Source organism: Polaribacter litorisediminis (assembly GCF_019968605.1).
GTDB lineage: Bacteria > Bacteroidota > Bacteroidia > Flavobacteriales > Flavobacteriaceae > Polaribacter > Polaribacter litorisediminis.
Window position 1 is genome coordinate 1,868,177 of sequence record NZ_CP082966.1, and the last position, 25,688, is coordinate 1,893,864.

Here is a 25,688-nt window from a genome sequence, read left to right on the forward strand (position 1 = left end):
GATTATATCAGGATTTTAATGAATTATTTATTGATAATTTTATCGGATACCATAGCTTTCAATTTCCCCTTGTAAATTAATAAATTCAACATACAAAGGATTTCCACTTCCGAAATTACTATTGTCTATCATACTTTGTGCTTCAGATGCCGATAAAACAATTTTATTATTTATTTTAATAATAATAAATCCTTTTTTTATTCCATAATAGCTTAAATTTTCATTTCCGACTTCAATGATTTTAGCGCCTCCTTTAAGATTATATTGTTGCTTTTCTTTTGCGGATAAATCTTTCAATGAAATATTTAAAACACGAGATATATACGTATTTCGCTTATTTAAAATAATTTTTTTTTTCAACAACTTGCCATCTCTTTCGATTGTAACATCAACCGTATCCCCAGGTCTTTTAGCGGTTAATTGCCCCCTTAATTCTGAAAATTTAGATATTTTAACTTCATTAATACTTTTTATAATGTCACCAGATTTTAATGGCGACTTGATTGCTCCTTCTTCGTTGAATACCTCGCCTACTTTAACACCTTCCTCCTTGTATCTACTATCTACTGAAATTCCTAAAATAGCCTCTTGCACCATACCAAATTCTAATAAGTCGTTCACAATTTTATTCGCAATGTTAGACGGAACTGCAAAAGAATATCCTACAAAAGAACCTGTTTTAGACGAAATTGCAGTATTAATTCCTACTAATTCTCCTCTTGTATTTACCAAAGCTCCTCCACTATTCCCTGGATTTACGGCAGCATCCGTTTGTATAAAAGATTCTATATTTCCGTTTCCTTCTAAATCTCTACCTTTTGCACTCACAATACCCGCGGTAACTGTTGATGTTAAATTATAAGGATTACCAACGGCTAAAACCCATTCACCAATTTTAATAGTATCAGAATTCGCAAAAGGCGTATATGGCAACTCTTCGTCTACATTAATTTTTAACAAAGCAATGTCATTCGTTTTGTCAGCACCAATTATTTCTGCCTTGTACTTCTTTTTATTGTTTAATGTTATCTCTAAATCATTAGCTCCTTCAATTACATGGTTATTCGTTACAATATATCCGTCAGGAGAAATAATTACACCACTTCCTGTTCCTATTTGTTCATATTTTCTTGTTCCACTTCCGTTTCCAAAAAATATATCTAACGGATTGAATTGTGTGCGTACAGATATATTTTTAACATGAACTACAGAATGTATTGTTTTTTCGGCTGCCACTGTAAAATCAATTACATCTGCATTTATAGATGTTGTATTTGTTTTGAATGCTGGTTTGTAATTTGTTTGCACAGATTGCACAGAATTTAATGGTAATTTCTCGGCAGGCAGTGTATCTTCAAAAAACACTTTATAACCGCCTAAAGTGATGGCGCCTCCTAGAACTGCCATTCCTATTAAACTAAAAAATTTTTTCATAATTTTAAATTTTTGGTCAATCAAAAATACAATTTTAACATTTTTGAAAATTTTGTTTAACTCGCTTTTAACTCATTTTAACCACGTTTTAACAGACTTCCCGTGTTCTTGAAAATAGTATCTTTGTTTTATGAATTTGACTTTTTATAAATATCAAGGAACAGGAAACGATTTTGTGATGATAGACAATAGAACAAAAATCTTTCCAAAACAAAACACTGACATTATTTCACGAATTTGTGACAGACATTTTGGTATCGGCGCAGATGGCGTTATTTTGATTGAAAATGATGAGCAATTCGATTTTAAAATGATTTACTTTAATGCGGATGGAAGCCAGACCTTTTGTGGAAATGGCGCCAGATGTGCTGTTGCTTTTGCAAAAAAATTGAATCTTATTGATGAAAAAACCACTTTTTTAGCGGTAGACGGATCACATTTTGCAGCAATAAAAAACGATATCATTTCTTTACAAATGATTGATGTAGACGAAATAAAAGTACATAAAAATACTGTTTTTATGTATACAGGAACGCAACATCATGTAGAAATAGTAGATAAACTAGAAACCTATCCTGTTTTTGAAAATGGTAAAAAAATTAGAAATTCTTATAACGAACCTGGAAGTAACGTAAATTTTGTAGAACAATTAAATGACCATACTTTTAGGGTAAGAACCTATGAAAAAGGCGTTGAAAATGAAACTATGGCTTGCGGAACCGGAGTTACTGCGGTTGCCATAGCCATGCACAAAACAAATAGAACAACTAGTAACATCGTTTCTTTACCAGTTCAAGGTGGTCTTTTAGAGGTTTCTTTTGATGAAAAAAACGGGATATACAGCAATGTCTTTTTAAAAGGGCCCGCTCAATTTGTTTTTAAAGGAGAGATTTTTTCTAGCTTGCATAAGATTGTTTTTTAATTATATCACAATATTTAAAACCACACACTATTTTTCTATGACTTTAAAAGGTAAACAAATAATTTTAAGAGCTTTAGAACCAGAAGATTTAGAATTTCTATACCAAATAGAAAACAATGAATCTTTTTGGGAAGTAAGTCATACTCAAAAACCATTTTCTAAATATATACTAAAACAATATTTAGAAAGTGCTCATTTAGATATTTATGAAACGAAACAATTACGATTCTTAATTGAGGAAGTATCCACAAAAAAACAATTGGGTATGATTGATATTTTTGATTTTAATCCGCAGCACAAAAGAGCCGGAATTGGCATTTTAATTCATCCTGATTTTCAGAAAAAAGGGTTCGCGTCAGAAGCGCTGTCACTCTTAATAAAATACTCTTTTTCTCATTTACAATTGCATCAGTTATATGCTGATATTACTGCAGACAACATAAAAAGTATGGTGTTATTTAAAAAATATAATTTCTCTAAAATGGGTGTTAAAAAAGATTGGATTATATCTCAAGGAAAATTTAAGGATGAAATTTCATTTCAATTGATAAAAGTGTAATTTTGCAATTGTGATTTAAATTAGAAAAAATTGAATAAAAAAATTATTTACTTACTAGCATTCTTTTTGATACTTGGAGGTATTTTAGGATATAATTACTATCAAAAAATATTTGGAAAAGCGATTACAAAAAACAGCGAACTTTTTATTGATGCCTCAGATAATTTGTTAGAGGTTCAAAAGAAAATTTCTGAAGTCTCTAATAATCCAAATACTTTTCTTTGGGTTGCAGCCAGAAAAAATTTCTCGAAACCCAAACCCGGAAGATACCTTTTAAAAGAAGACATGTCTAACAACGATTTGGTAAATATGCTAATAAGTGGCAATCAAACACCCGTAAAAGTATCTTTTAATAACCAACATAGCTTAGAAAAATTTGCCGGTAGAGTTGCTGAACAACTTGAAATAGATTCTCTTGCCATTCTTACTTCTTTTTATGACGAAAACTTTTTAAAGAAAAATAATTTTAATAAAAAATCTATTTTTCAAATTTGTATACCGAATAGTTATCAATTTTATTGGACGGTTTCTGCAGATAATTTTAGAGACAAATTACTTGTTGAATATCAAAAATTTTGGACTTCTTCTAGACAAGAAAAAGCGAAAGCCTTAAAAATGTCTAAAAATGATGTAATTACTTTGGCTTCTATTATTCATAAAGAAACGGCTATGAAAATAGAACGACCAATTGTGGCTGGTTTGTATTTAAATAGATTAAAAAATGGTTGGCCTTTGCAAGCAGATCCTACGATTATTTACAGTATTAAAGAACTAAAAGGCCAAGATTATGTTGTAAAAAGAGTTTTAACAGTCGATTTAGCCATTAATTCGCCCTATAATACATATATCAATAGAGGTTTACCTCCTTCACAAATTGCCATGCCAGATATTTCTGCTATTGATGCAGTTCTAAACGCAGAAAAACATAATTACTACTATATGTGCGCTGATATTAACAAAATTGGGTATCATCAATTTGCAAAAACTTTAGCACAACACAATAGAAATGCTGTTAAATATCAAAATTGGTTAAATAAAAAAGGAGTCAATAGATAAACTCGCATTCTATACCTAACCTAAACACTATTTTCTTTAACTATTGAATAAAGGAAACGCTGTCGCTTAATCAAAATACTAAAAATTTCACATTTTATGGATGTTATTCACAATTACCAAAAATTAACACACTGATTTACAGTTGCTTTAAAATATAGTTTAAATTTGTACTTGTAATAGAAAACGTTTTATGATGATGAAAAAGTTTTTATTTTTTATAAGCAGTATACTACTTTTGTTAAATACCACTTCCGTAAAGACCTTAAGTGATACAGATAAAACGATTATATTTCCTGATAATATAGCGTATAACATTCCTTATTTACAAAGAGATTTTATGGCTTTTAAAGAAGCGATAGCCTTTAAAGAATCGCAAGGAAAGTATATGGCTGTAAATTCATTAGGCTATTTAGGGAAATATCAATTTGGAAAAACAACTTTAGAACGATTTCGTATTTATGATACTCGTTCATTCTTAAAAAATCCTGAATTACAAGAAAAAGCATTCATAGCTTTATGCCAAGTAAACAAATGGATTTTAAGAAGAGACATTAAACGTTCTATCGGTAAAACTATCAACGGAATTAAAATTACGGAGTCAGGTATTTTAGCGGCAGCTCATTTAAGTGGTGCCGGAAATGTAAAAAAATTCTTACGAAGTAACGGAACTAAAGGGTTTTCTGATGCCTATGGAACTTCGATTCAAGTATATTTGAAGAAGTTTGCTGCTTATGATGTTTCTAATATTATTCCTAACAGAAAAGCAACCGTTTAAAATTAAGACTACTTCTGAATTATAAAAATAGCGGGTTTTTTATGTAAATCTGGCTGTTGGTGCTTCCAGTCCGCAATACTCATTGTTTTTATATATTCCGTTGGTAAAGTGATATCTGCTGCAATGCATAAACTTGTTAAGGGCGATAAAGTAGCTTTTAAATCGGCAAACATTTTTTCATTTCTATAGGGTGTTTCTATAAAAATTTGCGATTGCCCTTTGTCTAAAGATTGTTTTTCTAATTCTTTGATTGCTCTTTTTCTATCACCTCTATCGATTGGCAAATACCCATTAAAAGCAAAATTTTGTCCATTCATTCCAGAACTCATCATTGCCATTAAGATAGAAGATGGCCCAACTAAAGGAACCACTTGTATGTTTTTTTGATGTGCTAACTTTACAATACTCGCTCCAGGGTCTGCAACTGCAGGAACACCGGCTTCTGATAGCAAACCTACATTGGTTCCGTTTTCACAAACATCTAAATACTTTTGGATTTCTTCTGGAACAGCATATTTATCTAACAATTTTATACTTAAAGTTCCTTGCTGTTTTTTAGGTGATATTTTTTTGATAAACCTTCTAGCAGATTTCTCGTTTTCTACAATATAATAGTCAATCTGTTCCACTACTTTCTTTACAGATAACGGCATTACTTCTAAAGGTTCTGTTTCACCCAAAGTTGTAGGGATTAAATATAGTTTACCACTCATTACATATATTTTAGACACAGATTTTACATATTTCCAATGATAAAAAAGTGTTTTTATTTTATTTTAGAAAATTTATTTGCTATCAATTCACAAGCCTCATCTAACATTCTATATACGTTTTCAAAACCATCTTGCCCTCCGTAATAGGGATCTGGGACAGAAATATTTTTATTAGGAAATGTTTCATTTAAAATCATTTTCACCTTTTCCCTATCACTTTTACTTCTCGCTAAGGTCAAAATATTTTTATAATTACTTTCATCCATCGCATAAATAAAGTCAAAAGTATCAAAATCTCTTATGGTAAATTTTCTTGCTTTTTGATTGGTGATGTCAATATTATATTTGTTTGCCACCTCAATTGAACGTTTATCAGGAAGATTACCAACATGGTATGCTGCTGTTCCAGCAGAATCTATCATGACATTATTACTATCAATTTTAGATCGTAAAATACCTTCTGCTAATGGCGATCTGCAAATATTACCTAAACAAACCATTAAAACTTTTTTCATTACATTTATTTAAGGTGAAAGATAAGAACCAAAATCTTTATAAAACTTTAAGAACAAAACTTTTAAAAGTAAAAAAAATGAAATTATTGTTAATTAAAAAGTTAACTTTTTGGTTAAATCGTCCACGTATTTTCTAAATCTTTTGTCGGTCTCTGTCAAATTATCAACAGTTTTACAAGCGTGTAAAACGGTAGCATGATCTCTTTGCCCTATTTGATTGCCAATGCTTGCCAACGATGTTTTTGTTAATCTTTTAGCAAAATACATTGCTAGTTGACGTGCCTGAACAATATGCCTTTTACGAGTTTTAGATTGTAAAGTAGCCACATCCATATCAAAATATTTAGAAACTTCTTTCTGTATATAATCAATAGAAACTTCTTTTTTAGTATTCTTAACGAATTTATCTACAATTTGCTTTGCTAATTCTAAAGAAAATTCTCTTCTGTTAAAAGAGGCTTGGGCTATCATAGAAATTAAAACACCTTCTAATTCTCTAACGTTCGATTTTATATTTTTAGCAACATATTCAACAATATCTTCTGGCATTTCTACTCCGTCTCGATACAATTTATTTTGTAAAATAGAAATTCTAGTTTCGTAATCAGGTGCCTGCAGCTCAGCAGATAGTCCCCATTTAAAACGAGATAGTAAACGTTGTTCAATATCTTGCATGTCTACGGGTGCTTTATCCGAAGTTAAAATAACCTGTTTGCCGTTTTGATGTAAATGATTAAAAATATGGAAGAAAACATCTTGAGTACCTGCTTTTCCTGATAAAAATTGAACATCGTCTATAATTAAGACATCTATCATTTGATAAAAATGAATAAAATCATTTCTTGTATTCGATTTTACGGAATCTATAAATTGTTGCGTAAATTTCTCTGAAGAGATGTACAACACGGTTTTATCCGGATATTTATCTTTGATATTAACCCCTATGGCATGCGATAAATGAGTTTTTCCTAAGCCTACTCCACCGTAAATAAGTAACGGATTAAAAGAAGTTCCGCCCGGTTTATTGGCCACTGCCATTCCTGCTGAACGCGCTAACCTATTGGAGTCCCCTTCTATAAAATTATCAAAATTATAATTAGGATTTAATTGTGATTCTATCTTAACTTTCTGTAAACCAGGAATTATAAAGGGATTTCTTAATTCTCTTTTATTAAATTCTAAAGGAGCAGCAATTTTTTGAGGTTTTAAAGGATCTCTGTTAGAACTCGGTATTTTAACAATTTGAGGTCTATTACTGCTATAATTATTTTCCATTTTTACATCGTAAATTAATTTAGCATCATTGCCTAATTGTCTTACCAATGCAACTCGTAATAATTTAATATAATGTTCTTCTAGCCATTCATAAAAAAATTTACTGGGTACTTGAATTGTTAATGCCTCTCCAGAAAGCTTTACAGGCTTTATAGGCTCAAACCAAGTTTTGTAGGCTTGTGGCTTAATATTGTCATTTATAAAAGACAGACAGTTAGTCCAAACGGCTTCAGCAGTGAGATTCATTTAATAAAATAGATTACTTTTCTGGGTACGAAAATAGATTATAATAGTATTCTTCTTGTTCTAATTGGGGACTACAAAAGTGTGAATAAAATTCATGATAAAAAAACCAATATGCTATTGATTATTAATTATTTTTTATGTAAAATGAGCTAAAATTAATGTTTAAACAAATTGAAAAAATCCTTTACACAAACGAGAGTTCGATATTCAGAAACTGACCAAATGGGTGTTGTTTATCACGGAAATTATGCGCAATTTTTTGAATTGGGTAGAACCGAATGGTTACGTAAACTAGGTGTTACTTATAAAGATATGGAAATTAGTGGACTGATGCTTCCTGTAATTTCTCTGACTTGTAATTTTATAAAATCAGCAAAATATGACGATGTACTCACCATCGAAACTATTTTATTAAAAAAACCAATGGTCAAGATTGAATTCGATTATAAAATTACAAATCAAAATGATGAGTTAATTTGTACAGGAAATTCTGTTTTAGCTTTTATGAAAACAAAAACTAATAGACCAACCAGATGCCCAGATTATTTATTAGCAAGTTTAGGTTTTTGATAAAAATTAAAATAAAGTTGCTTTCACCATTCTATCATTTCCAAAAATGTCTTTGCGTAATACTACCGTTTTAAAACCTTTGTTTTTTAACAACACGATTGTATCCAATCCTAAATATTGATTGATTTCAAAAAAAAGAATGCCGTTTTTAGTTAGTTGCGCTTTCGCTAAATCTGCAATTTTATCATAGAAGATTAACGGATTTTCATTAGATACAAATAAAGCCAGATGAGGTTCATTTTGTATTACATTATTTTGTATCGCTATCTTTTCTAATTCTCTTACATAAGGCGGGTTCGATATGATAACATCATATGGCTGTGATAATTTTTTAGTTTTCAAAATATCTAGCTTCCTAAAATTAACAGCAACTTTATTTACTTCCGAATTCTTTTTTGCCACTTTTAAAGCATTCTCAGAAATATCAATTGCAGAAATGATACAATTTTCTAAATTTTTAGCCAACGAAATAGCCATACAACCAGAACCTGTTCCGATATCCAAAATAGAGAGTGAATTCTCTTGATATTCTAAAATATCTTGTAGCTTCTTAATTCTTAATTCTTTAATTTCTTCTAATATCCAAGCAACTAATTCTTCAGTTTCTGGTCTTGGAATTAAAGTATTTTCATCCACCAAAAAAGGCAAACCATAAAACTCTGTATGACCAATAATATATTGTAAAGGAATTTCATTTTTTAATTTTTTAATGGCTTCTTTTAAAATTAACAGCTGTTTTTGCTCTATTTTAAAGTCTGGTTTTAAAACAGTATCAATTCTTTTTAATTGAAGATATTCATCCATCAACAAAAAGAAAAAAGAATCAATTTCTGTTTTAGGATACTTTTCTGAAAGCTCATCAGAAAAAAAGCTTTTGAATTCTTTTAAAATCATATCTTTTTGATCATCCATACATTACAAGAATAATGAGCGGTATTGCCCATGGGCTTCTCTAAATGTAAAAAACCATATTTTTTATACAGTTTTACAGCAGCTTCCATGTAGGGCAACGTTTCTAAATAACAGTTTTCAAAACCAAACTCCTTTGCTTTATCTAAACAAACTGCTATTAATTTTGCACCTAACCCTTTGCCTCTTGCCGAAGGTAGAAAATACATTTTTTGTAGTTCACAAGTATTTCCTTCAAAATTATCTAATTGCGCTATTCCTGCGCCTCCAATAACTTTATTTTCATATTCTAGAACAAAATATTTCGCTTTTTCTTTTTGATATGTTTCAAACATTTGATCGGTAGCTTTATCCTCATAAGCCGTCCCAACTTTTGGGGCACCCATTTCTAAAATTACACTCCTTACCACATTAGCAAGTGCTGCATTATCTTTCGCTTCAATTTCTCTAATGATAAAATCTTTACTTGTCATTTAATATGTATTTTTGCCGGAGCAATTTACCAATTTTTTTAATGATTTCTGATGAGAAAAGTACGCTATTTTTTAAGCTTAATTTTTGTGATTTTTAGTTGCACTGTAAATAAAGAGCCTATTTTCATAAAAGTTGATGCTATAAAAATTATCAGTTATGATGCAGATATGGTAACATTAAAAGCCGTTGCTTTTTTTGAAAACCCAAATGATGTTGGTGGTAAGATTTCTGCGGATAGCCTTAATATATTCGTCAACAATATAGCCGTAGCAGAAGTGTTTTTAGAAAATTTTAAAGTACCTGCAAAAAATGAATTTTCTATTCCGTTAACCGCTAATATTCCCACTAAAAAACTATTAAACACCAATAAAAATGGTCTTTTAGGAGGCTTATTAAATTCTTTAATTACCAATAAAGTGAATGTTAGAATTAAAGGAAATTTAGACTATGTTGTTTTCGGATTCAAAAAAGAATTTCTGATTGATAAAACCGAAGTCATAAAAATTAATTTTTAATCTAAAAATAGTATAATTTCCCTCTAAAAAACAAAGTTATTAATCACGAAATTTATATAAAACGTTGTTTACAAATTGCTAAAAATGGCATAGGAACTGCACGTCCAAATCCGAGTGTTGGTGCTGTAATTGTTTTTAATCATAAAATTATTGGAGAAGGTTTTACGGCTGCTTATGGCGGAAATCATGCAGAAGTAAATGCCGTTAATTCCGTAAAAGACAAACAACTTCTTAAAGAAGCCACTATTTATGTAACCCTAGAACCTTGTGCGCATTTTGGTAAAACACCTCCTTGTGCAGATTTGTTGGTAAAACATCAATTTAAAAATGTGGTCATTGGTTGCGTAGATTCTAATAGTTTGGTTGCCGGAAAAGGAATTGACCGTTTAAGAAAAGCAGGTATTCAGGTAACTGTTGGTGTTTTAGAGGCTGAATGTAGAGAACATCACAAACGTTTTTTTACAGTTCAAGAGCAAAAAAGACCTTATATTATTTTAAAATGGGCAGAAACTAGTGATGGATTTATCTTTCCTGAACTCGATTCAGTAGCTGTAAATTTGAAAAGCAGATTGCTTCAACAAAAGGAAATACTTGGTAATGACGAAAAAATTCAAAAAGTTCAGGCAAAGCCCATTTGGATTTCAAACAACATTTCGCAACAATTAGTGCATAAATATAGAAGTCAAGAACAGGCAATATTAGTGGGCACTAATACGGTTATTGCAGACAATCCTAAATTAAATGTAAGAACTTGGACCGGGAATAATCCGACAAGAATTGTATTAGACAAAAGCTTAAGAATTCTGAAAAGCGTACATGTGTATGATGGGAGCGTAAAAACAATTTTCATCACTGGTAAGAATATCTCTGAAATAAAAAGCAAAGAATCTCAGTTACCAGAAAACAAAGAAAACATCATTTTTGAACAAATTGATTTTACAAAAAGCGTCGCCAAACAAATTTGTACCGTTTTACAGAAACACAAAATTCAGTCTGTAATTATTGAAGGTGGCGCACAAACTTTACAAACTTTTCTTAACGAGAATCTTTGGGATGAAGCTCGCGTTTTTATAGGCGCTAATGCATTTAGAAAAGGAATTAAAGCGCCTGTTTTATCAGCTAAATTAAAAACAATTACAAAAATTAAAAACGATTTTTTAAAAATTTACACCAATGATTAAAAACATCCTCTTCGATTTTGGCGATATTTTTATCAACTTAGATAAAAAAGCTACTTATAAAGCCATGGCTGCTCTGGGCGTTACTGAAATTTCTGATGAAATGATAAACGTTTATCATCAATACGAAAAAGGTTTGATGAGTACAGCGAATTTTATTGATTTTTATAATGTTAAATTTGGAATTCCGAAAGCCGATTTAGTTGCTGCTTGGAACGCAATTTTGCTAGATTTCCCTGAAAAACGTTTAGACTTTTTAAAAGAAATTGCTGCCAGCAAAAAATACAGATTATTTTTATTAAGTAATACCAATGATTTACACATAAAATGGGTGCAAAATTCTTTAGGAGAAAGATTCTACAATGAATTTAAAGACTGTTTTGAGCAGTTTTATTTATCACACGAGATCAATTTTAGAAAACCCGATTCAGAAATTTATGAGTTTGTTTTGAATGAAAATAATTTAGTAGCACAAGAAACTTTATTTGTAGATGATTTAAAAGAAAACACAGAACAAGCCCAAAAATTAGGCATTCATGTTTGGAATTTAGTTCCAGAAAAAGAGGAAGTAACAAGTCTATTTACAAAAAACAAATTTCTTTGATGTATCTTTTTTTAAGCATCCTTATTTCTACTGGATTATTTGTCATTTTTAAATATTTTGGTATCTATAAAATAGATGTTTTAAAAGCCATCTTTATCAATTATGTTGTTGCTTGCGCCATTGGTTTTAGTTTGGCAGAAAGAGATTTTCCTATTGTAGAAATCCCCACTCAACCTTGGTTTTTATGGGCTATTTTTTTAGGGGTATTATTTGTTTCTATCTTTTTTGTAATGGCAATGACAGCTCAAAAAAACGGTGTTTCTGTGGCCTCTGTTGCAGGTAAAATGTCTGTTGTAATTCCGGTTTTTTTTGGTATTTTTTTATATAACGAATCCGTTACTTTTTTAAAAATAACTGGAATACTTATAGCTTTAGTCGCTGTGTATTTAGCCTCTGTAAAAGAAAAATCAGAAAGTTCTAAAAATGCTAGTTTGCTGTTCCCTATTCTACTTTTTCTGGGTTCTGGAACTATTGATACTTCTCTAAAATATATAGAAGTGATGTATGTACCTAAAAACGATGTAGCTATTTTTTCTGGAAGCCTATTTAGTATTGCCGCTATTTTTTCATTGGTAATTTTATTAATTAGGACACTAAAAACCCGAGAACCATTTGGATTAAAAAATGTTATTGCAGGGATTTCTCTTGGGATTCCTAATTATTTTTCAATTATCTTTTTAATCAAAGCGCTACAAACTGAAGGTTTTGAAAGTTCTACATTATTTACAATCAACAACGTTGGTATTGTCATTGCATCAACCTTAGTAGGAATATTTCTTTTTAAAGAAGAATTTAGCATCAAAAATAAAATTGGTGTTGCTTTAGCCGTAATAGGAATTGTAATTGTAGCTTTGGCTTAATGGAAAACGACCGTTACAAAACTATTTTAGTGCCCTCAGAAGAGACCCTCTTTAAAGACAGAAATAGCAAGTTTTTTGGCTATGCGTTTCCTGTTTTAAATGAAGAGGATGTAAAAGGTTTTTTAGACGATTTAAAGAAAAAACATCATACAGCAAGACATTTTTGTTATGCCTATCAACTAGGCGTAGAAGAGATAAAATACAGAGCCAATGATGATGGTGAGCCGAACAATTCTGCTGGAATGCCAATTTATGGTCAAATACAATCTTTTGAAGTTACTAATATCTTAATCGTTTCTGTTCGTTATTTTGGGGGCACAAAACTAGGTGTTGGTGGTTTGATACATGCCTATAAAACTTCTGCCCAAATTACTTTAGAAGCCTCGGAAATTGTAGAAAAAACAATCGATATTTTATACCAATTGAATTTTGAATACGACATGATGAATAAAGTCATGAGAATTATCAAAGAGAAAAATATCGAAATTGTTCATCAAAAAATGGAGTTATCTTGCGAGTATACCATTGCTATCAGAAAAAAAGATTCTGACACTATTTTTAAAATATTTAATCACTTATATAAAGTTACCATTAAAATTTTAGAGTAAGATTTAGAATAATGAACCTGTTATTTTGCCTTAATTACTGTATACTTCATCTCTATAACACGTATTATTGAATAAAAAGGTCTGTTATAATTTTCTAAATTTATTTATTGTACTTAAATTTAAAATTCATAAAATAGTACTGCTAAAATACCTAAGAATATATCAGATACCCTTAAAATAATTATGAAATCAAATAAAAAGCCTACCTACAAAGAATTGGAAGACGAAATTTCTAAACTTAAATTACAGTATTCAATCCAAAAAGAAAAAAAAAACGATAACGCTACTTTAACTGAAGATAGCGAGTTTACTTTGTTAGAACACGGGCAGAACTTGGGACTTCTGTTTAAAAATATGCCAAGCGCATTTGTGTACGCCAAAATCATTTATAACAAAAACAAGGCTATTGATTTTGAATTTATTGAAGTTAATGATGCTTTTGATGCACTAACTGGATACCGTAATGTTGTCGGAAAAAGAGCCTCAGAATTTATGTTTACCGTCAAGGGTTTAGACGCTGGTATGCTAGAAATGATTAGTAGCGAATACGCCATAGGAATCCCTAAAAATTTAGAATATTATATAAGTGTTTTGGACAAATGGATTTTAGTGAAAATATTTTCACCAAAAAAGGACTATTTTATAGCTGTATATTTAGACATTACCGTTCAAAAAAAGGAAGAAGAAAAACGAATAAAAACCGAAGAAAAAAAGAGACCCAAAGAGAAAGAAGAAGAAACCTATCTTTTTAGTACTTTTAGCAACATGGGCGAGCCTGTTTTTGTGAAAGACAATCAAAGTAAGTTCGTTTTTGTTAATAACGCTTTTTGTGTACTTTTTAACCTTAAAAGAGCTCAAATCATCGGGAAAACATTTGTTAATCGATATACACCTGAAGAGCAAGATCTATTTTTAAAAATTGATAGGCAAGTGATTCTTCATGGACAGGAAAATATAGAAGAAGAATTACTTACATTACGCAATGATCAAATTCGAACAATAGCTACCCGAAAGACACGATTTATAAATTCTGAAGGAAAACGGTTTCTTATTGGAATAATTCATGACATTACTGAGCGTTACCAGGCAGAAAATAAATTTAAAGTAGCTGAATTAAAATTAAAAAAAATTAAGAATGAATTAACCGAAGCACAGAAATTAATACATGCTGGTAGCTGGACATTTAATATTACAACTCAAAAATCAGAATGGTCTGATGAAACGTTTCATATCTGGGGGTTTGATTCAAAAAAAGGTGCTCCTGACTTTAAGACCATTTTGAATAGAATTCACCCTGATGACGTAAAATCATTTCATAGTGCTTTTACTAAAACTACTACTCTTGGGCTACTGCAGGATATTGAATTTAGAATTTGCCTTCCTAATGGAGAACAAAAAGTAATACGAGGTATTTACACTGCTGTGTTGGCAGCTAATGGTAAAATAATTAGTGTATTAAGTACTAGTCAAGATATTACCAAACAAAAATTATTTACAAAGGATCTTGTAAATCTTCAAAGACTTGAAGCTATCAGTGAAATGTCTTCTTCTATTGCCCACGACTTTAATAATTCGTTACAAAGTATTACTGGAAATTTAGAAATTATAAAACTACAAAATAATTTATCAGAAACTTCGAGAGAACGCCTTAACAATATTGAATATACGATAAAAGATGTGTTTCGTAGAGTGCATGTATTACAATATTTTGGTAGTACAGAGCATATGCCTAAAAATACAGAACCTATTCATTTAAATAAACTCGTTCAAGAAAGTTTAAAACAATTTGGCCCACTTTGGAAAGGTTACAAAGAAAAAGAAGGATTAAAAATTAATATAACAACCGATTTCGGTGATATTCCAGCAATTAATTGTAATAAAAAAGAATTAAAAATAGTGCTCCATAATTTAATTAAAAATAGTGTTGAAGCTATACCTAAAAACGGAACCATCCATTTTAAAACAAGCAAAAACTCAAAAAACATATCTTTAACAATTACAGACACTGGGATAGGTATGGACGAAGAAACCAAATTAAAAGTGTTTCAACCCTTTTATTCAACAAAAGGATTAACTGCAGGTAGAGGTCTCGGAATGAGCAGGGTTTATAACATTGTAAAAAAGCACAAAGGAAATGTTTTTGTTAAATCGTCTGAATTAAGAAAAGGAACGACCATAGAAATTTTATTGCCGATTAACTTGCAACAAGAAAGCAAGAATATTTCTGAAAAAAAACAAGCGCCTAGAAACAAAACAGCACTAAATATTTTATGGGTAGATGATGACATTGATATAAGAGAAAATTCTAGTGAATTATTAGAATTAATTGGTTACAACTGCAATCATGCAGCTAGTGGGAAAGATGCTTTAGAATATCTAAATAAAAATACCTGCGATATAGTATTTACAGACATTGGTATGCCTGAAATGAATGGATGGGAACTTACTTCCGCTATTAAACAAACTTTTGGTGAAAAAATAAAAATTATAATCGTGTCGGGTTGGAATATTGATGAGGAAATTAAAAATAAACATGATGTTCATTTTGTTTTACAAAAACCTTTTACACTAGAAGAATTAGAACAAGTTCTTAAAATAATCTAGTTTTTGATAACAAATAAAGATGCAATAGATTTAAATCATTGTTGTCCGATAAAAGATAAAAAGACCGCTTTCGCTGTTATAATAAAGAACAAAGACTTGAATGTAACTAACTGAAAAAAACCTTTTAACTTCTGGATGTAACCTAAAAATATCCTTGGCTGTAATACTTTTAACAGCACTAATTATCTTTTAAACTGATTTCATACAAACGCTCTGAATCGCGAAATAAACAGGATTACCATCCATACCAATTTTCAAAAAATGAACTTCCTACCTTTCTGATATTTTCAAACAAACTTACTTAAATGAATTTGAACTTTCTGGGTTAAAAACTGTTCTTTATATTTTATAAGATAAACAAAATGATATCATAAAACTTTGAAGATGAATTTTATACATACATTCGCTCATTAAAAATAAAAGCACATATCTGCACGCTACATTCGAGACAGCGCCTCAGAGAATTCTTTCGATTAAAATAGTAATCGACCGTTTAAAAAACAATATACCTCCATTATTGGGGCCAATTACTGTTCATCTGCACTTACTATTTATTCACCGTTTGTTCCATTCGATTTGTCGTGAATTCCATCCCTAAAATTAATATATTTCGTAACTTTACTAAGTAGAACAAATTAATTATTTAAAAAACCCCTTAAACCATAAAGTATGAATACTTTTAATCGTTATTCTCTATTACTTGTGCTGATTATTTTTAGTGCCTGTAACAACAAGTTCACAGAACAACCTACAGATCCTAATGATTTGACTTTAAATGACTTAGAAATTTCACCTAATTTTGATTGGGAGAATACACAAGACGCTAAGGTTACAATATTCACAAAAGACAACGCTGGTAATGCTGTACCGAATGTTAAGGTTAGTATATGGACTAATTTTGAGGAAGAAAATGGTGTTGAAATTATAAACGGGGCAACTGATAACCAAGGAGAATTTAAAGTTGATTACAACTTTGAAGCTGATATGGAGGAAGTGGTTTTAAAAACTGACTTCATCGGTTTTATACCGGAAGCAAAAGTACCCATAGAAAACGGAAATATTTACTTTACATTCGGAGGCACTAGAGATAGTCAAAAAAATCAAAATGCTGGTTCTAAATCTTTTTATTCTAAAGTGGATCGCACACTAAAAAGTAAATTTAGTGCCAATATTAATATCAACTATCTTGGTAGCTATGACGGAAATGGAGTTCCTGATTATTTAGAAGACGAAGGCGATTATATTAGTCCTGAATTTTTAAATGATGTAAATGCAGCTCTACCAGAAAACCGTCCTGTTCCGACATATCACCCTGAATATTTAGTAGATGGCAATGAGCAAAACATTGTCGTTTTAGAAGAAGCTGAAGTTTGGGTAACTTTTGTCTCGGAAGGAGCAGGTTATAGAAATGTGTTGGCATATTATACGTATGATCGAGATTTTCCGCCAACAACAACTGCAGACATAAAAGATTGTTATGTAATCTTTCCGAATGTATCTTTTCAAGGTTCTGGAGGTGGATTATATTCAGGGGATAAAGTATCTTTAGGTACTTTCCAAAAAAACACTGTAATTGGTTGGATGTTAATGCGTGATGGTTGGAATGGTCCAAGTCAACAATCTACAGAAGGTAGAGGTTTATTATATTCCAATTCAGAATTAAATCCAGAACCCGATGTAGAACACCAACAGCACACTGTATTGCTTTTAGATAAAGAAAGAGATGTAATTTTAATTTCGTTCGAAGATTTAATTCGTCCTGGTGGAGACAATGATTTTAATGATGCCGTTTTTTACGCAACTGCAAACCCTATTGAGAATATAGAAATAGAAAATATACAAATAGCCAACCCTGATCCTATAGATACGGATGAAGACGGAATTAATGATAGTTTTGATGACTATCCAGAAGATCCTAATTTAGCTTTTAACAATTATTTTGCTAGTAGTGGTTTATACGGAACTTTAGCTTTTGAAGATCAATGGCCATCTAAAGGAGATTACGATTTTAATGATTTAGTAATTGATTATAATTTTAACAGAATCTCTAATGCAGCAAACAAAGTCGTTACCTTACAAGGTAAGTTTATTGTTAGAGCTATTGGTGCTAGTTTTCAAAATGGTTTTGGTTTTACCATCGAAGGGCTAAATCCTTCACTTATTGAATCTGTGTCGGGTACTCAATATACAGAAGGATACATTCAAAATAATGCCAACGGAACCGAAGCAGGACAAAGCAGCGCCACCATTATTGTATTTGATAATGCTTGGAAACATGGTTTTGGTAATACCACACAAAATGAGCCTTACAGGGCTGGTGATACAATTACTGTAAATATAAACCTAGTAAACCCTATCGATGCAGATGAGTTTGGTATGGCCCCATTTAACCCATTTATTATCGTAAATAAAGAAAGAGGAAGAGAAGTACATTTAGCCAATTATCCACCAACTGATTTAGCAGATCTATCTTACTTTGGTGAATCTTCTGATGATACGCAACCTGCTGCAGGAAAGTATTACAAGACAGAACAAAATTTACCATGGGCTATTAATTTTCCGAGTAAATTTGAATATCCTATTGAAAAAGTTAGCATAGAATTAAGCCATTTAAAGTTTGTTCCTTGGGTGTTAAGTGAAGGACTTGAGTATAATAACTGGTATAAAAATGAAACAGACTTTAGAAAAGATGCTAATATTTATCAAGAGCAGTAAAAAAACAGCTAATGCATTATACGGAAAGAGGTCGCAAGCAAAGCGATCTCTTTTTTTTTGATAAAAAGAATGACATGAATACTTTACAGTAAGAATTTCATAAATTTATAGTGGCGTCTTACTTATTTAACGATTACTCAAATTAAATGGATGTAAAAACTAAAAACAACGCTTAATTTTATCAATTAATTCATCAGGTTTATAAGGTTTAAAAATTACCTCACTAAAACCAATTTTTAAATAATGTGCTTTGTCTTCTGGAGTGGCATTTCCTGTTAAAGCTAAAAACGGAATCTCCTGGTTTTTTTGGAAAGTAGCTTTTTGTTGAATTAAAGTTTCACCTGTAATTTCTGGCATATTAATATCTAAAATAACCATATCAAAAACTTGTTCATTGATCAAATTTAAAGCCTCTAAACCATCTTTTGCAGTGGTAATGCGTACCTCTTCCTTTTGTAAAAAATAGGACGTTATTTTCTGATTTAACAAACCATCATCCGCTAATAAAATGTGTTTTCCTTGTAGGCTTTTTAACCCTTTAGATGGCAACTCAATTTCTTTCGATCCTGATTCCTTTAAAACTTTTTGAAACGGAATATCAACAGAAAAAGTAGTTCCTATATGTAATTCACTTGCTACAGATATAGCACCATTCATAGCCTCTACTAGTAACTTTACAATGGATAAACCCAAACCTGCACCTCCAAAAACCCGATTGTCATCGAGTTCTGTTTGACCATATTCCTCAAATATTTTTGCAGTTTGCGCTGCGGTCATTCCTCTTCCAGTATCCGTAATTTTAAAACGAACTTCTGCCTGTTCTTCGCTTTCAGAAACCAATGCTAACTGCAGAGAAATACTTCCCTTTTTAGTAAACTTTAAGGCATTACTCATTAAGTTTGATAAAATTTGATTGACTCGCACGCCATCTCCTATTACAATTTCGGGTATGTTTTCTGAGGTTGCTATTTTTAAAGCTACTTGCTTATTTTTATGTTGATATTGATAATTTATAAAACTACCTTTTAATAACTCTTTTATATTTATTTCTTCTGAAGCCAATTGCAATTTACCTGCTTCAATTCTAGATAAATCTAAAATATCATCAACAATTACTTTTAAATTTTTACCCGCTAATGCAAGATAATTGATATACTCTTGTGCTTTTTCGCTTAATTTTTCTTCGGATATCATTGCTGTATATCCTAATATTGTGTTTAACGGATTTCTCACCTCATGACTCATCATTGCCAAAAAACGCGTTTTTTCTTCATTCGCTTTATCCGCAACTTTTTTTAAAATAGCCAATTCTTTATTTTTTTCTAAAATTTCTCTTTTCATAAAAAATAAATCATTCCTATTTTGATTTAGTTGCTTTACAACTTTGTAGACATTTGTGCGGTTATGAATTAAAACAGAAACAACTTCATCTGTTTTAAACAACTCTAAATCTACTTGATATTCTATGTCATCCGTGCTAATAATCATTCCTTCCATCGTAATATTTTCACGAAAAGGTAATGCCTCTAAAGTACCAATTAAATATGGGCATGCCGTAAAAATAGAAGAATTGGGTGTAAACTCATTTTGCGCAAATTTACCCGCAATAATATTTTTTATAACTCCCGAAAAAGTAATATTTAATTCAATGAAAACATTTTCAATTTTGGTTGATCTCAAAAGCTTTATTTTAAAGATTGTTTGGCTAATATGTTAAAGGCATCTTCTACCTGGTCATTTTCTTTTGCACTTGTAATCATATCAACAGGAATTTCGATGGTCTTTTTAAGAATATTAATTTCGTCTGCAGTTAGCAAGTCTTTTTTATTCCCTACCACCGTAATTGTGGATAAACCCGATAATTCCTTAATCATCTCAACCTGATTTTTTATATTTAGGTAGGTCTCTTCTCTACTTAAATCGAACACATATAAAGCGGCGCTAGCTCCTAAGAAATAAGCTTTTGGTACTTTTTCATCATCTTTTATACCCGCAACATCCCAAATTAATAATTTAATTTGGACTCCATCAAGCCTCACAATTTTTGAACTAACTCTAACTCCAATAGTACTTATATAATCTTCAGAAAATTCATTGAACACAAACCTTCTAATTAATGAGGTTTTACCAACTCCAAAATTACCTACTAATAAAACTTTTTTTGCAATCATTTAATACAACAATTTAAACACTTGGTTTAATTTTAATAATATATTTTTTGATCATAGTATTTAGTCTTTCTTCATCCGTTAAATAACTTCGATCTCTTAAAATAATTTCTGCCAATGAATTTACATCGTCTTGTAGTCCCTCTTTAAAGTCACGATTTATGGCACCAGAAGCTGCCGTTGCAATATAGATTGTTTTAAAATTCTGAATAGATAATTGAAAGTTTTCAAATTTAATATCCTCTAAATTTTGCCCTTCTTTAGAAAAAGCATCTTCTGCAAACGACTTAATAGCGGTTAGCATACCGGAAACCATGTCTTTATCCGCAATGTTTCCTCGTGAATAATTACCTGCCAACAAACCTGAATCTTTTTCAATCACAAAAACTTCTTCTATAATTGGTTCAAAAACTTCTTGCAAAACATCTTCTGCGTCGGTTCTCTTTCCTTTAAACAAGCGTTTTATAATGTGTTTAATTGAAAATTTGTCGTTAATTGTTTGATTGATTGAATCTGAAAGCTTAGAAACCTCTGCAATAATAAATTTCTTAATTAATTTACCGATAATTGGGTAGAGCGCTTCTACTACTTCATCTTGAGAGTCTCTAATTTGTGTTTTTATGGTTTCTGTGATGGTTCCACCAAAATATACTGGGAAGTTTTCTTTTAAATCTTCAATTTTTTCATCGACAACTGGAGAAACTTTGCGTTTAAATTTATCGCTTTCTAAAAGTTCATCCCTTAAATCATTAAATCTTTCTCTATCTTCCTTTAATAGAAGCTCTTTTAACAACTCAAAACGATTCTCTTTTATTTTATCTGCCGTCGATTTTTCCATTTATGCTTGCAACATCTGTGCAATTTTCTCCAAAGCTTTCCCTAATTTTCTTCTATCTGTTTTTTCATCATCAAGATCTGCTAATTTCTTCTCTAAATCATCATTTAAATCTTGAAACTTATGATCTACTAAACTTTCTAAATCAGATAATTTATTTTCGATATTATGAACTGCTTCCGCTAAATCCTTGTGATGCTCTTCTTGAAGCTTTTTTATTTTATCATAAACCTCTGCAAATTCAGAGTCGTATTGTTGAATATTTTCTCCAAAAATTAAATCTCTTACAGCTGCTATTCTACTATCAACGTGCTGATTAGCAACTTTATGATTTGTAGTATTTTGATTTTCAACTACCTCATTGTTTTGTTCAGGATTTTGTTCCATAATTTTATTATTCTTGTTTTGTAATTACAAATACGTTTAAGATTCACCAATAAAAGACAATAAATAAGAGCCTTAGAAACAAATATACATTAAAAAATAAATTATATTCCCTTTACCTCAATTTTTAACCCATCATAGGATAAAAATACATTTTTAGGCAACTGTTTAGAAACGGTTTCATGAAAACCTAATTTATGACTAATGTGCGTAAAGTAGGTCGTTTTAGGTTTAATTTCATTTACAAAATCTAACGCATCTTGCAAATTGAAATGTGTCGGATGTTTTTCAATCCTTAAAGCATTAATGACCAAAACCTCTAAATTTTTAAGTTTTTCTTTTTCTGATTCAGCCACACTTTTTACGTCAGTTAAATAGGCAAAATCTAAAATTCTGTAGGCGGTAACGGGCAAGTTTCCATGCATAACTTCTATGGGAATTACTTGTAAATCTTGCACCAAAAAAGGAGAATTACCTACCAAATTGGGCTGCACACTTGGTGCTCCAGGATACCTGTTTTCTTTACTAAAAATATACTGAAAACGTTGCTCTAAGCTTTCTAAAGTTCTCTGATTTAAATAAATAGGCATCTCCCCTATTTTGTAACAAAAAGGACGTAAATCATCTAAACCAGCAGTATGATCGGCATGCTCATGTGTAAAAAAAACACCATCAATATCCTGCACATTTTCACGCAACATTTGTTGTCTAAAATCGGGACCGCAATCTATTACATACGTTAATTCATCCCAAGAAATTAAAATTGAAGAACGTAAGCGTTTATCTTTCATATCCTTTGATAAACAAACCGGATCTTTACTAGCAATCATAGGAATACCTTGAGAAGTACCTGTACCTAAAAAGGTGATTTTTAACAGTTTTTTATTCGTATTCATTAGAACAAAAATAAGATAAAAATTGACTCGTAGCGTTCTTATTTAGTACATTTGTTTGCAATAAAACATACCCAATATGGCAATATCTTTAAAAGGAGATCAAGAAATTAGTAGTGTACCTACCACTAAAAACAAAGCTTTAAGAATAAATTTAAACAGAGATATTTACGGAACTTTTGCAGAAATTGGTGCAGGACAAGAAACTGCTCGTAATTTTTTTAGATCGGGAGGGGCTTCTGGCACGATTGCAAAAGCCATGAGTGCGTATGATAAAGATTTTTCTGATGCTATATATGGTATGGAAGAAGACAAACGTTATGTAACACAACCTCGTTTGCAAACCATGTTGCGTCATGAAATTGATTTAATTGAAGATCGATTAAGTAGACAAAAACATCCTGATAAATTATTTTTTAGTTATGCCAACACAGTAACCACAATCGATTTTGCAAGAAAATTTAAAGGTCATGGTTGGGTTGGTGTTCGATTTCAATTAGATCCTTTAGAAGATTATAATGAAATTGTTCTACATCTTCGTTTTAAAGAAACAGACGCGCGTTTGCAGCAAGAAACTTTAGGTATTTTAGGTGTAAATTTAATTTATGGTGCTTTTTATTTAAATGATAATCCTAAAGAATTGGTAAAATCATTTTATGATAATTTAGGAAATCATCAACTAGAAATAGATATGATTAACTTTTCGGGACCACGTTTTATGTATGTAGACAATCGATTAATGAGTCTACAGCTTCTTAAAAACGGAATGACGAACGCAGTAATGTTTGGTCCGGATGGTTTTAACTTACTACCTGCACAAGTGCTTTACAAAAAGAATATTTTAGCTTTACGTGGTAGTTTTAGACCTGTTACAAAAGTAAATATGGACATGTTTGAGAAGTCCAAACAATTATTTTTACAAGAGAAAAAAGTATCCGAAGAAAAAATACAAGTTATTTTTGAAATTACTTTAAGCAACTTATCCGCCGAAGGTAAAATTAACGAAAGAGACTTTTTAGATAGAGCAGAACTTTTATGTTCTCTGGGACAAAATGTAATGATTACCAACTTTCAGCAATATTTTAAATTGGTTGAATATTTTAGTGAATTTACCAAAGAAAGAATGGCTTTGTCCATGGGCGTTTACAATTTAATTCAAATTTTTGATGAAAAATATTATAGAGATTTAAGTGGTGGTATTCTCGAAGGGTTTGGTAAATTATTTCACAGAGACTTAAAGGTTTATATGTATCCTTATCACGATCAAGAATCTGATGAGTATCTGAATAGTGAAAACTTAAAAGTACATCCAAGAATGAAAGAATTGTATAAATTCTTTAAACAAAACGGCAGATTGGTAGATATCCAAGATTTTGATAAAGAGAGTTTAGATATTTTTTCTAGAACCGTTTTAAAAATGATTATGGAGGGTAAAAAAGGCTGGGAAGAAATGTTGCCAAAAGGAATTCCAGAAACCATAAAGCAAAAACGTTTATTTGGATATTCTAGATCGATGGCGAGAAAATAACTCTTTTAAAAACATCACATTTAGAATAACTATTCTAAAATTATTTTGAAAATACCAAAAATGGTCTTGTGCTAAAAATAAGCATAAAAGACCATTTTTCTTTATGATGCTACCCTACTATTTTTAGATCATTATAAAGTGCCACGCCGCTAAAAAACTTCACCAAATTATTTTTAAAAACATTAAACCTTTTTCTTATTTTGTTGTCTTATAAGAAAATGTTTTTTTGACAGACGATATTACTTTAGTTAAACAACTTCAAAATAGTAAAACCAGAGACAAAGCGTTTCGGATATTGATAACTCAATACAAAGAGCGCTTGTATTGGCATATTCGTAAAATTGTTGTTGTTCATGATGATGCAGATGATGTTTTGCAAAATACTTTTGTCAAAATTTTTAAAAATATAGATAAATTTAACAACCAAAGTAAATTATATTCTTGGATGTATAGAATTGCAACCAATGAATCGATCACTTTTATAAATAAAAAAGCAAAAAAAAGAAATGTAGCTTTTTCTGATTATCAAGAAAAACTGACCAATACTTTAGAAAGTGATGTTTATTTTTCTGGTGATGAAATTCAGCTTATTTTACAAAAAGCAATTGCTACGTTACCGCAAAAACAGCAACTAGTTTTTAATATGAAATATTTTGATGATCTTAAATATAATGAAATATCAACCATTTTAGAAACTTCTGTTGGAGGATTAAAAGCATCTTATTTTCATGCAGTAAAGAAAATTGAAAAATATATTAAAACAAAAACTAATTAAACCTTCTTAAAATTTAAAGGTCTAAACTACAATGAAAAATGAGATAAAAAATAGCGAATCGTACATCCGCCATAAAGTTGGAACAGCAACTGGGTTTTCTACTCCTTCAAATTATTTTGATGGTTTGGAAGAGGTTATAAATGCGAAAATATCCGAAGAAAAATTTAGCAAAGAAACTGGTTTTAAAGTTCCTGAAAATTATTTTGACACTATAGAAGATAGTATTTTAGCCAAAGTTTCATCAACCAAAAAGAAGACTAAAGTCGTTACTTTTAAACAACGGATTTTTAAAATAATTCCTTTTGTTGCGGCAGCTTCAATTATGTTGTTTATTGGTTTAAATTCGTTTGTTTTTAACACGAATGATACGCTTACCCTAGACACGCTTTCTAACAATGACCTAGAATATTGGTTAGATTCAAATACGTTAAGTACGCATGATATTGCTTCTATTTTGCAAGATGATATTTTAGATGAAAATGAATTTTATTTTACAGATATCAAAAATGAAAGTTTAGAAGAATATATAAATTCTCTAGACAGTAATACTTTTTGGAATGATCTTAATTAAAC

General features: G+C 30.5%; 26 protein-coding genes. 15 read left to right on the top strand and 11 right to left on the bottom strand.

Translation table 11 applies throughout. The features are described from left to right. Positions 1-39 precede the first annotated feature (39 nt). Positions 40-1,434, bottom strand: coding sequence for a trypsin-like peptidase domain-containing protein (locus K8354_RS08040; protein ID WP_223447080.1), 1,395 nt, complete (start codon positions 1,432-1,434; stop codon positions 40-42). Positions 1,435-1,564: 130 nt separating this feature from the next. On the opposite strand from K8354_RS08040, the gene dapF reads away from it, so the two are divergent. The 4 genes from dapF to K8354_RS08060 all read left to right on the top strand — a co-directional run bounded on the left by dapF (position 1,565) and on the right by K8354_RS08060 (position 4,746). Further along, positions 1,565-2,356 (top strand): diaminopimelate epimerase, encoded by a 792-nt coding sequence (gene dapF / locus K8354_RS08045; RefSeq protein ID WP_223447082.1) that lies wholly within the window; start codon positions 1,565-1,567, stop codon positions 2,354-2,356. 37 nt (positions 2,357-2,393) lie between these two features. Next, positions 2,394-2,915, top strand: a complete 522-nt coding sequence (locus tag K8354_RS08050) for a GNAT family N-acetyltransferase (RefSeq protein WP_223447084.1) — start codon at positions 2,394-2,396, stop codon at positions 2,913-2,915. A 30-nt stretch (positions 2,916-2,945) separates the two neighbouring features. Continuing rightward, the gene (gene mltG, locus K8354_RS08055) at positions 2,946-3,971 is read left to right on the top strand and encodes an endolytic transglycosylase MltG (RefSeq protein WP_223447086.1); all 1,026 of its coding nucleotides are present in this window, start codon (positions 2,946-2,948) and stop codon (positions 3,969-3,971) included. A gap of 193 nt (positions 3,972-4,164) precedes the next feature. Continuing rightward, on the top strand, positions 4,165-4,746 hold the full coding sequence (locus K8354_RS08060) for a peptidoglycan-binding protein LysM (protein ID WP_223447088.1): 582 nt from the start codon (positions 4,165-4,167) through the stop codon (positions 4,744-4,746). A gap of 8 nt (positions 4,747-4,754) precedes the next feature. Here the strand turns inward: K8354_RS08060 and K8354_RS08065 are convergent, their stop codons facing one another. The 3 genes from K8354_RS08065 to dnaA form a co-directional block, all read right to left on the bottom strand. Next, positions 4,755-5,459: an SAM-dependent methyltransferase gene (locus K8354_RS08065; protein ID WP_223447090.1), complete on the bottom strand. Its 705-nt coding sequence runs from the start codon at positions 5,457-5,459 to the stop codon at positions 4,755-4,757. Between the two features lie 53 nt (positions 5,460-5,512). Further along, positions 5,513-5,974: a low molecular weight protein-tyrosine-phosphatase gene (locus K8354_RS08070; RefSeq protein ID WP_223447092.1), complete on the bottom strand. Its 462-nt coding sequence runs from the start codon at positions 5,972-5,974 to the stop codon at positions 5,513-5,515. Between the two features lie 93 nt (positions 5,975-6,067). Further along, the gene (dnaA, locus tag K8354_RS08075; protein WP_223447094.1) at positions 6,068-7,495 is read right to left on the bottom strand and encodes a chromosomal replication initiator protein DnaA; all 1,428 of its coding nucleotides are present in this window, start codon (positions 7,493-7,495) and stop codon (positions 6,068-6,070) included. A 171-nt stretch (positions 7,496-7,666) separates the two neighbouring features. Here dnaA and K8354_RS08080 point away from each other — a divergent pair, with 171 nt between their 5' ends. Next, the gene (locus K8354_RS08080; RefSeq protein WP_223447096.1) at positions 7,667-8,065 is read left to right on the top strand and encodes an acyl-CoA thioesterase; all 399 of its coding nucleotides are present in this window, start codon (positions 7,667-7,669) and stop codon (positions 8,063-8,065) included. A gap of 6 nt (positions 8,066-8,071) precedes the next feature. On the opposite strand, the gene prmC is transcribed toward K8354_RS08080, so the two are convergent. Then, complete coding sequence (prmC, locus tag K8354_RS08085; RefSeq protein ID WP_223447098.1) at positions 8,072-8,959, bottom strand: peptide chain release factor N(5)-glutamine methyltransferase; 888 nt, start codon at positions 8,957-8,959, stop codon at positions 8,072-8,074. Continuing rightward, positions 8,956-9,447, bottom strand: coding sequence for a GNAT family N-acetyltransferase (locus K8354_RS08090; protein ID WP_223447100.1), 492 nt, complete (start codon positions 9,445-9,447; stop codon positions 8,956-8,958). The genes prmC and K8354_RS08090 overlap by 4 nt, the downstream gene beginning before the upstream one ends. A 51-nt stretch (positions 9,448-9,498) precedes the next feature. On the opposite strand from K8354_RS08090, the gene K8354_RS08095 reads away from it, so the two are divergent. The 7 genes from K8354_RS08095 to K8354_RS08125 all read left to right on the top strand — a co-directional run bounded on the left by K8354_RS08095 (position 9,499) and on the right by K8354_RS08125 (position 18,532). Then, positions 9,499-9,963 carry a hypothetical protein gene (locus K8354_RS08095; RefSeq protein WP_223447102.1) on the top strand — a complete coding sequence of 155 codons (465 nt, stop codon included), beginning with the start codon at positions 9,499-9,501 and terminating at the stop codon, positions 9,961-9,963. A gap of 89 nt (positions 9,964-10,052) precedes the next feature. After that, on the top strand, positions 10,053-11,144 hold the full coding sequence (gene ribD, locus K8354_RS08100; protein ID WP_437440126.1) for a bifunctional diaminohydroxyphosphoribosylaminopyrimidine deaminase/5-amino-6-(5-phosphoribosylamino)uracil reductase RibD: 1,092 nt from the start codon (positions 10,053-10,055) through the stop codon (positions 11,142-11,144). After that, positions 11,137-11,745, top strand: coding sequence for an HAD-IA family hydrolase (locus K8354_RS08105; protein WP_223447104.1), 609 nt, complete (start codon positions 11,137-11,139; stop codon positions 11,743-11,745). The genes ribD and K8354_RS08105 overlap by 8 nt, the downstream gene beginning before the upstream one ends. After that, positions 11,742-12,605, top strand: coding sequence for an EamA family transporter (locus K8354_RS08110; protein WP_254713047.1), 864 nt, complete (start codon positions 11,742-11,744; stop codon positions 12,603-12,605). Before K8354_RS08105 ends, K8354_RS08110 begins: the two co-directional genes overlap by 4 nt. Continuing rightward, positions 12,605-13,213 (top strand): IMPACT family protein, encoded by a 609-nt coding sequence (locus K8354_RS08115; protein ID WP_223447109.1) that lies wholly within the window; start codon positions 12,605-12,607, stop codon positions 13,211-13,213. The genes K8354_RS08110 and K8354_RS08115 overlap by 1 nt, the downstream gene beginning before the upstream one ends. A 183-nt stretch (positions 13,214-13,396) precedes the next feature. Continuing rightward, positions 13,397-15,817: a response regulator gene (locus K8354_RS08120; protein ID WP_223447111.1), complete on the top strand. Its 2,421-nt coding sequence runs from the start codon at positions 13,397-13,399 to the stop codon at positions 15,815-15,817. A 669-nt stretch (positions 15,818-16,486) separates the two neighbouring features. Further along, positions 16,487-18,532: an LruC domain-containing protein gene (locus tag K8354_RS08125; protein WP_223447114.1), complete on the top strand. Its 2,046-nt coding sequence runs from the start codon at positions 16,487-16,489 to the stop codon at positions 18,530-18,532. A gap of 159 nt (positions 18,533-18,691) precedes the next feature. Here K8354_RS08125 and K8354_RS08130 read toward each other — a convergent pair whose 3' ends face one another. The 5 genes from K8354_RS08130 to K8354_RS08150 all read right to left on the bottom strand — a co-directional run bounded on the left by K8354_RS08130 (position 18,692) and on the right by K8354_RS08150 (position 22,815). Further along, positions 18,692-20,212 carry an ATP-binding response regulator gene (locus tag K8354_RS08130; RefSeq protein ID WP_223447116.1) on the bottom strand — a complete coding sequence of 507 codons (1,521 nt, stop codon included), beginning with the start codon at positions 20,210-20,212 and terminating at the stop codon, positions 18,692-18,694. Between the two features lie 5 nt (positions 20,213-20,217). Continuing rightward, positions 20,218-20,703 carry a Rab family GTPase gene (locus tag K8354_RS08135; protein ID WP_223447118.1) on the bottom strand — a complete coding sequence of 162 codons (486 nt, stop codon included), beginning with the start codon at positions 20,701-20,703 and terminating at the stop codon, positions 20,218-20,220. Positions 20,704-20,716: 13 nt separating this feature from the next. Further along, the gene (locus K8354_RS08140) at positions 20,717-21,538 is read right to left on the bottom strand and encodes a cell envelope biogenesis protein OmpA (RefSeq protein WP_223447121.1); all 822 of its coding nucleotides are present in this window, start codon (positions 21,536-21,538) and stop codon (positions 20,717-20,719) included. Further along, entirely contained in the window at positions 21,539-21,922 is a 384-nt protein-coding gene (locus K8354_RS08145; protein WP_223447123.1) for a hypothetical protein, read from the bottom strand. Between the two features lie 101 nt (positions 21,923-22,023). Continuing rightward, a complete protein-coding gene (locus K8354_RS08150) occupies positions 22,024-22,815 on the bottom strand; it encodes an MBL fold metallo-hydrolase (RefSeq protein ID WP_223447125.1) in 792 nt (263 codons plus the stop codon). A gap of 76 nt (positions 22,816-22,891) precedes the next feature. Here K8354_RS08150 and K8354_RS08155 point away from each other — a divergent pair, with 76 nt between their 5' ends. The 3 genes from K8354_RS08155 to K8354_RS08165 all read left to right on the top strand — a co-directional run bounded on the left by K8354_RS08155 (position 22,892) and on the right by K8354_RS08165 (position 25,686). Beyond that, complete coding sequence (locus K8354_RS08155; RefSeq protein ID WP_223447127.1) at positions 22,892-24,340, top strand: TonB-dependent receptor; 1,449 nt, start codon at positions 22,892-22,894, stop codon at positions 24,338-24,340. Positions 24,341-24,566: 226 nt separating this feature from the next. Then, positions 24,567-25,115 carry an RNA polymerase sigma factor gene (locus tag K8354_RS08160; protein ID WP_223447129.1) on the top strand — a complete coding sequence of 183 codons (549 nt, stop codon included), beginning with the start codon at positions 24,567-24,569 and terminating at the stop codon, positions 25,113-25,115. A gap of 31 nt (positions 25,116-25,146) precedes the next feature. Beyond that, on the top strand, positions 25,147-25,686 hold the full coding sequence (locus K8354_RS08165; RefSeq protein WP_223447131.1) for a hypothetical protein: 540 nt from the start codon (positions 25,147-25,149) through the stop codon (positions 25,684-25,686). The last annotated feature ends 2 nt before the right edge of the window (positions 25,687-25,688 follow it).

What these genes read in the sequence shown, in the direction of transcription:
- K8354_RS08050 (WP_223447084.1), top strand. Translation starts at nt 2,394, where the DNA reads ATGACTTTAAAAGGTAAACAAATAATTTTAAGAGCTTTAGAACCAGAA.
- K8354_RS08145 (WP_223447123.1), bottom strand. Translation starts at nt 21,922, where the DNA reads ATGGAACAAAATCCTGAACAAAACAATGAGGTAGTTGAAAATCAAAAT.
- K8354_RS08095 (WP_223447102.1), top strand. Translation starts at nt 9,499, where the DNA reads ATGAGAAAAGTACGCTATTTTTTAAGCTTAATTTTTGTGATTTTTAGT.
- K8354_RS08115 (WP_223447109.1), top strand. Translation starts at nt 12,605, where the DNA reads ATGGAAAACGACCGTTACAAAACTATTTTAGTGCCCTCAGAAGAGACC.
- K8354_RS08120 (WP_223447111.1), top strand. Translation starts at nt 13,397, where the DNA reads ATGAAATCAAATAAAAAGCCTACCTACAAAGAATTGGAAGACGAAATT.
- K8354_RS08060 (WP_223447088.1), top strand. Translation starts at nt 4,165, where the DNA reads ATGATGAAAAAGTTTTTATTTTTTATAAGCAGTATACTACTTTTGTTA.
- K8354_RS08155 (WP_223447127.1), top strand. Translation starts at nt 22,892, where the DNA reads ATGGCAATATCTTTAAAAGGAGATCAAGAAATTAGTAGTGTACCTACC.
- K8354_RS08165 (WP_223447131.1), top strand. Translation starts at nt 25,147, where the DNA reads ATGAAAAATGAGATAAAAAATAGCGAATCGTACATCCGCCATAAAGTT.
- K8354_RS08065 (WP_223447090.1), bottom strand. Translation starts at nt 5,459, where the DNA reads ATGAGTGGTAAACTATATTTAATCCCTACAACTTTGGGTGAAACAGAA.
- K8354_RS08070 (WP_223447092.1), bottom strand. Translation starts at nt 5,974, where the DNA reads ATGAAAAAAGTTTTAATGGTTTGTTTAGGTAATATTTGCAGATCGCCA.
- dapF (WP_223447082.1), top strand. Translation starts at nt 1,565, where the DNA reads ATGAATTTGACTTTTTATAAATATCAAGGAACAGGAAACGATTTTGTG.
- K8354_RS08135 (WP_223447118.1), bottom strand. Translation starts at nt 20,703, where the DNA reads ATGATTGCAAAAAAAGTTTTATTAGTAGGTAATTTTGGAGTTGGTAAA.
- K8354_RS08090 (WP_223447100.1), bottom strand. Translation starts at nt 9,447, where the DNA reads ATGACAAGTAAAGATTTTATCATTAGAGAAATTGAAGCGAAAGATAAT.
- K8354_RS08040 (WP_223447080.1), bottom strand. Translation starts at nt 1,434, where the DNA reads ATGAAAAAATTTTTTAGTTTAATAGGAATGGCAGTTCTAGGAGGCGCC.
- K8354_RS08150 (WP_223447125.1), bottom strand. Translation starts at nt 22,815, where the DNA reads ATGAATACGAATAAAAAACTGTTAAAAATCACCTTTTTAGGTACAGGT.
- K8354_RS08140 (WP_223447121.1), bottom strand. Translation starts at nt 21,538, where the DNA reads ATGGAAAAATCGACGGCAGATAAAATAAAAGAGAATCGTTTTGAGTTG.
- K8354_RS08105 (WP_223447104.1), top strand. Translation starts at nt 11,137, where the DNA reads ATGATTAAAAACATCCTCTTCGATTTTGGCGATATTTTTATCAACTTA.
- dnaA (WP_223447094.1), bottom strand. Translation starts at nt 7,495, where the DNA reads ATGAATCTCACTGCTGAAGCCGTTTGGACTAACTGTCTGTCTTTTATA.
- prmC (WP_223447098.1), bottom strand. Translation starts at nt 8,959, where the DNA reads ATGATTTTAAAAGAATTCAAAAGCTTTTTTTCTGATGAGCTTTCAGAA.
- K8354_RS08125 (WP_223447114.1), top strand. Translation starts at nt 16,487, where the DNA reads ATGAATACTTTTAATCGTTATTCTCTATTACTTGTGCTGATTATTTTT.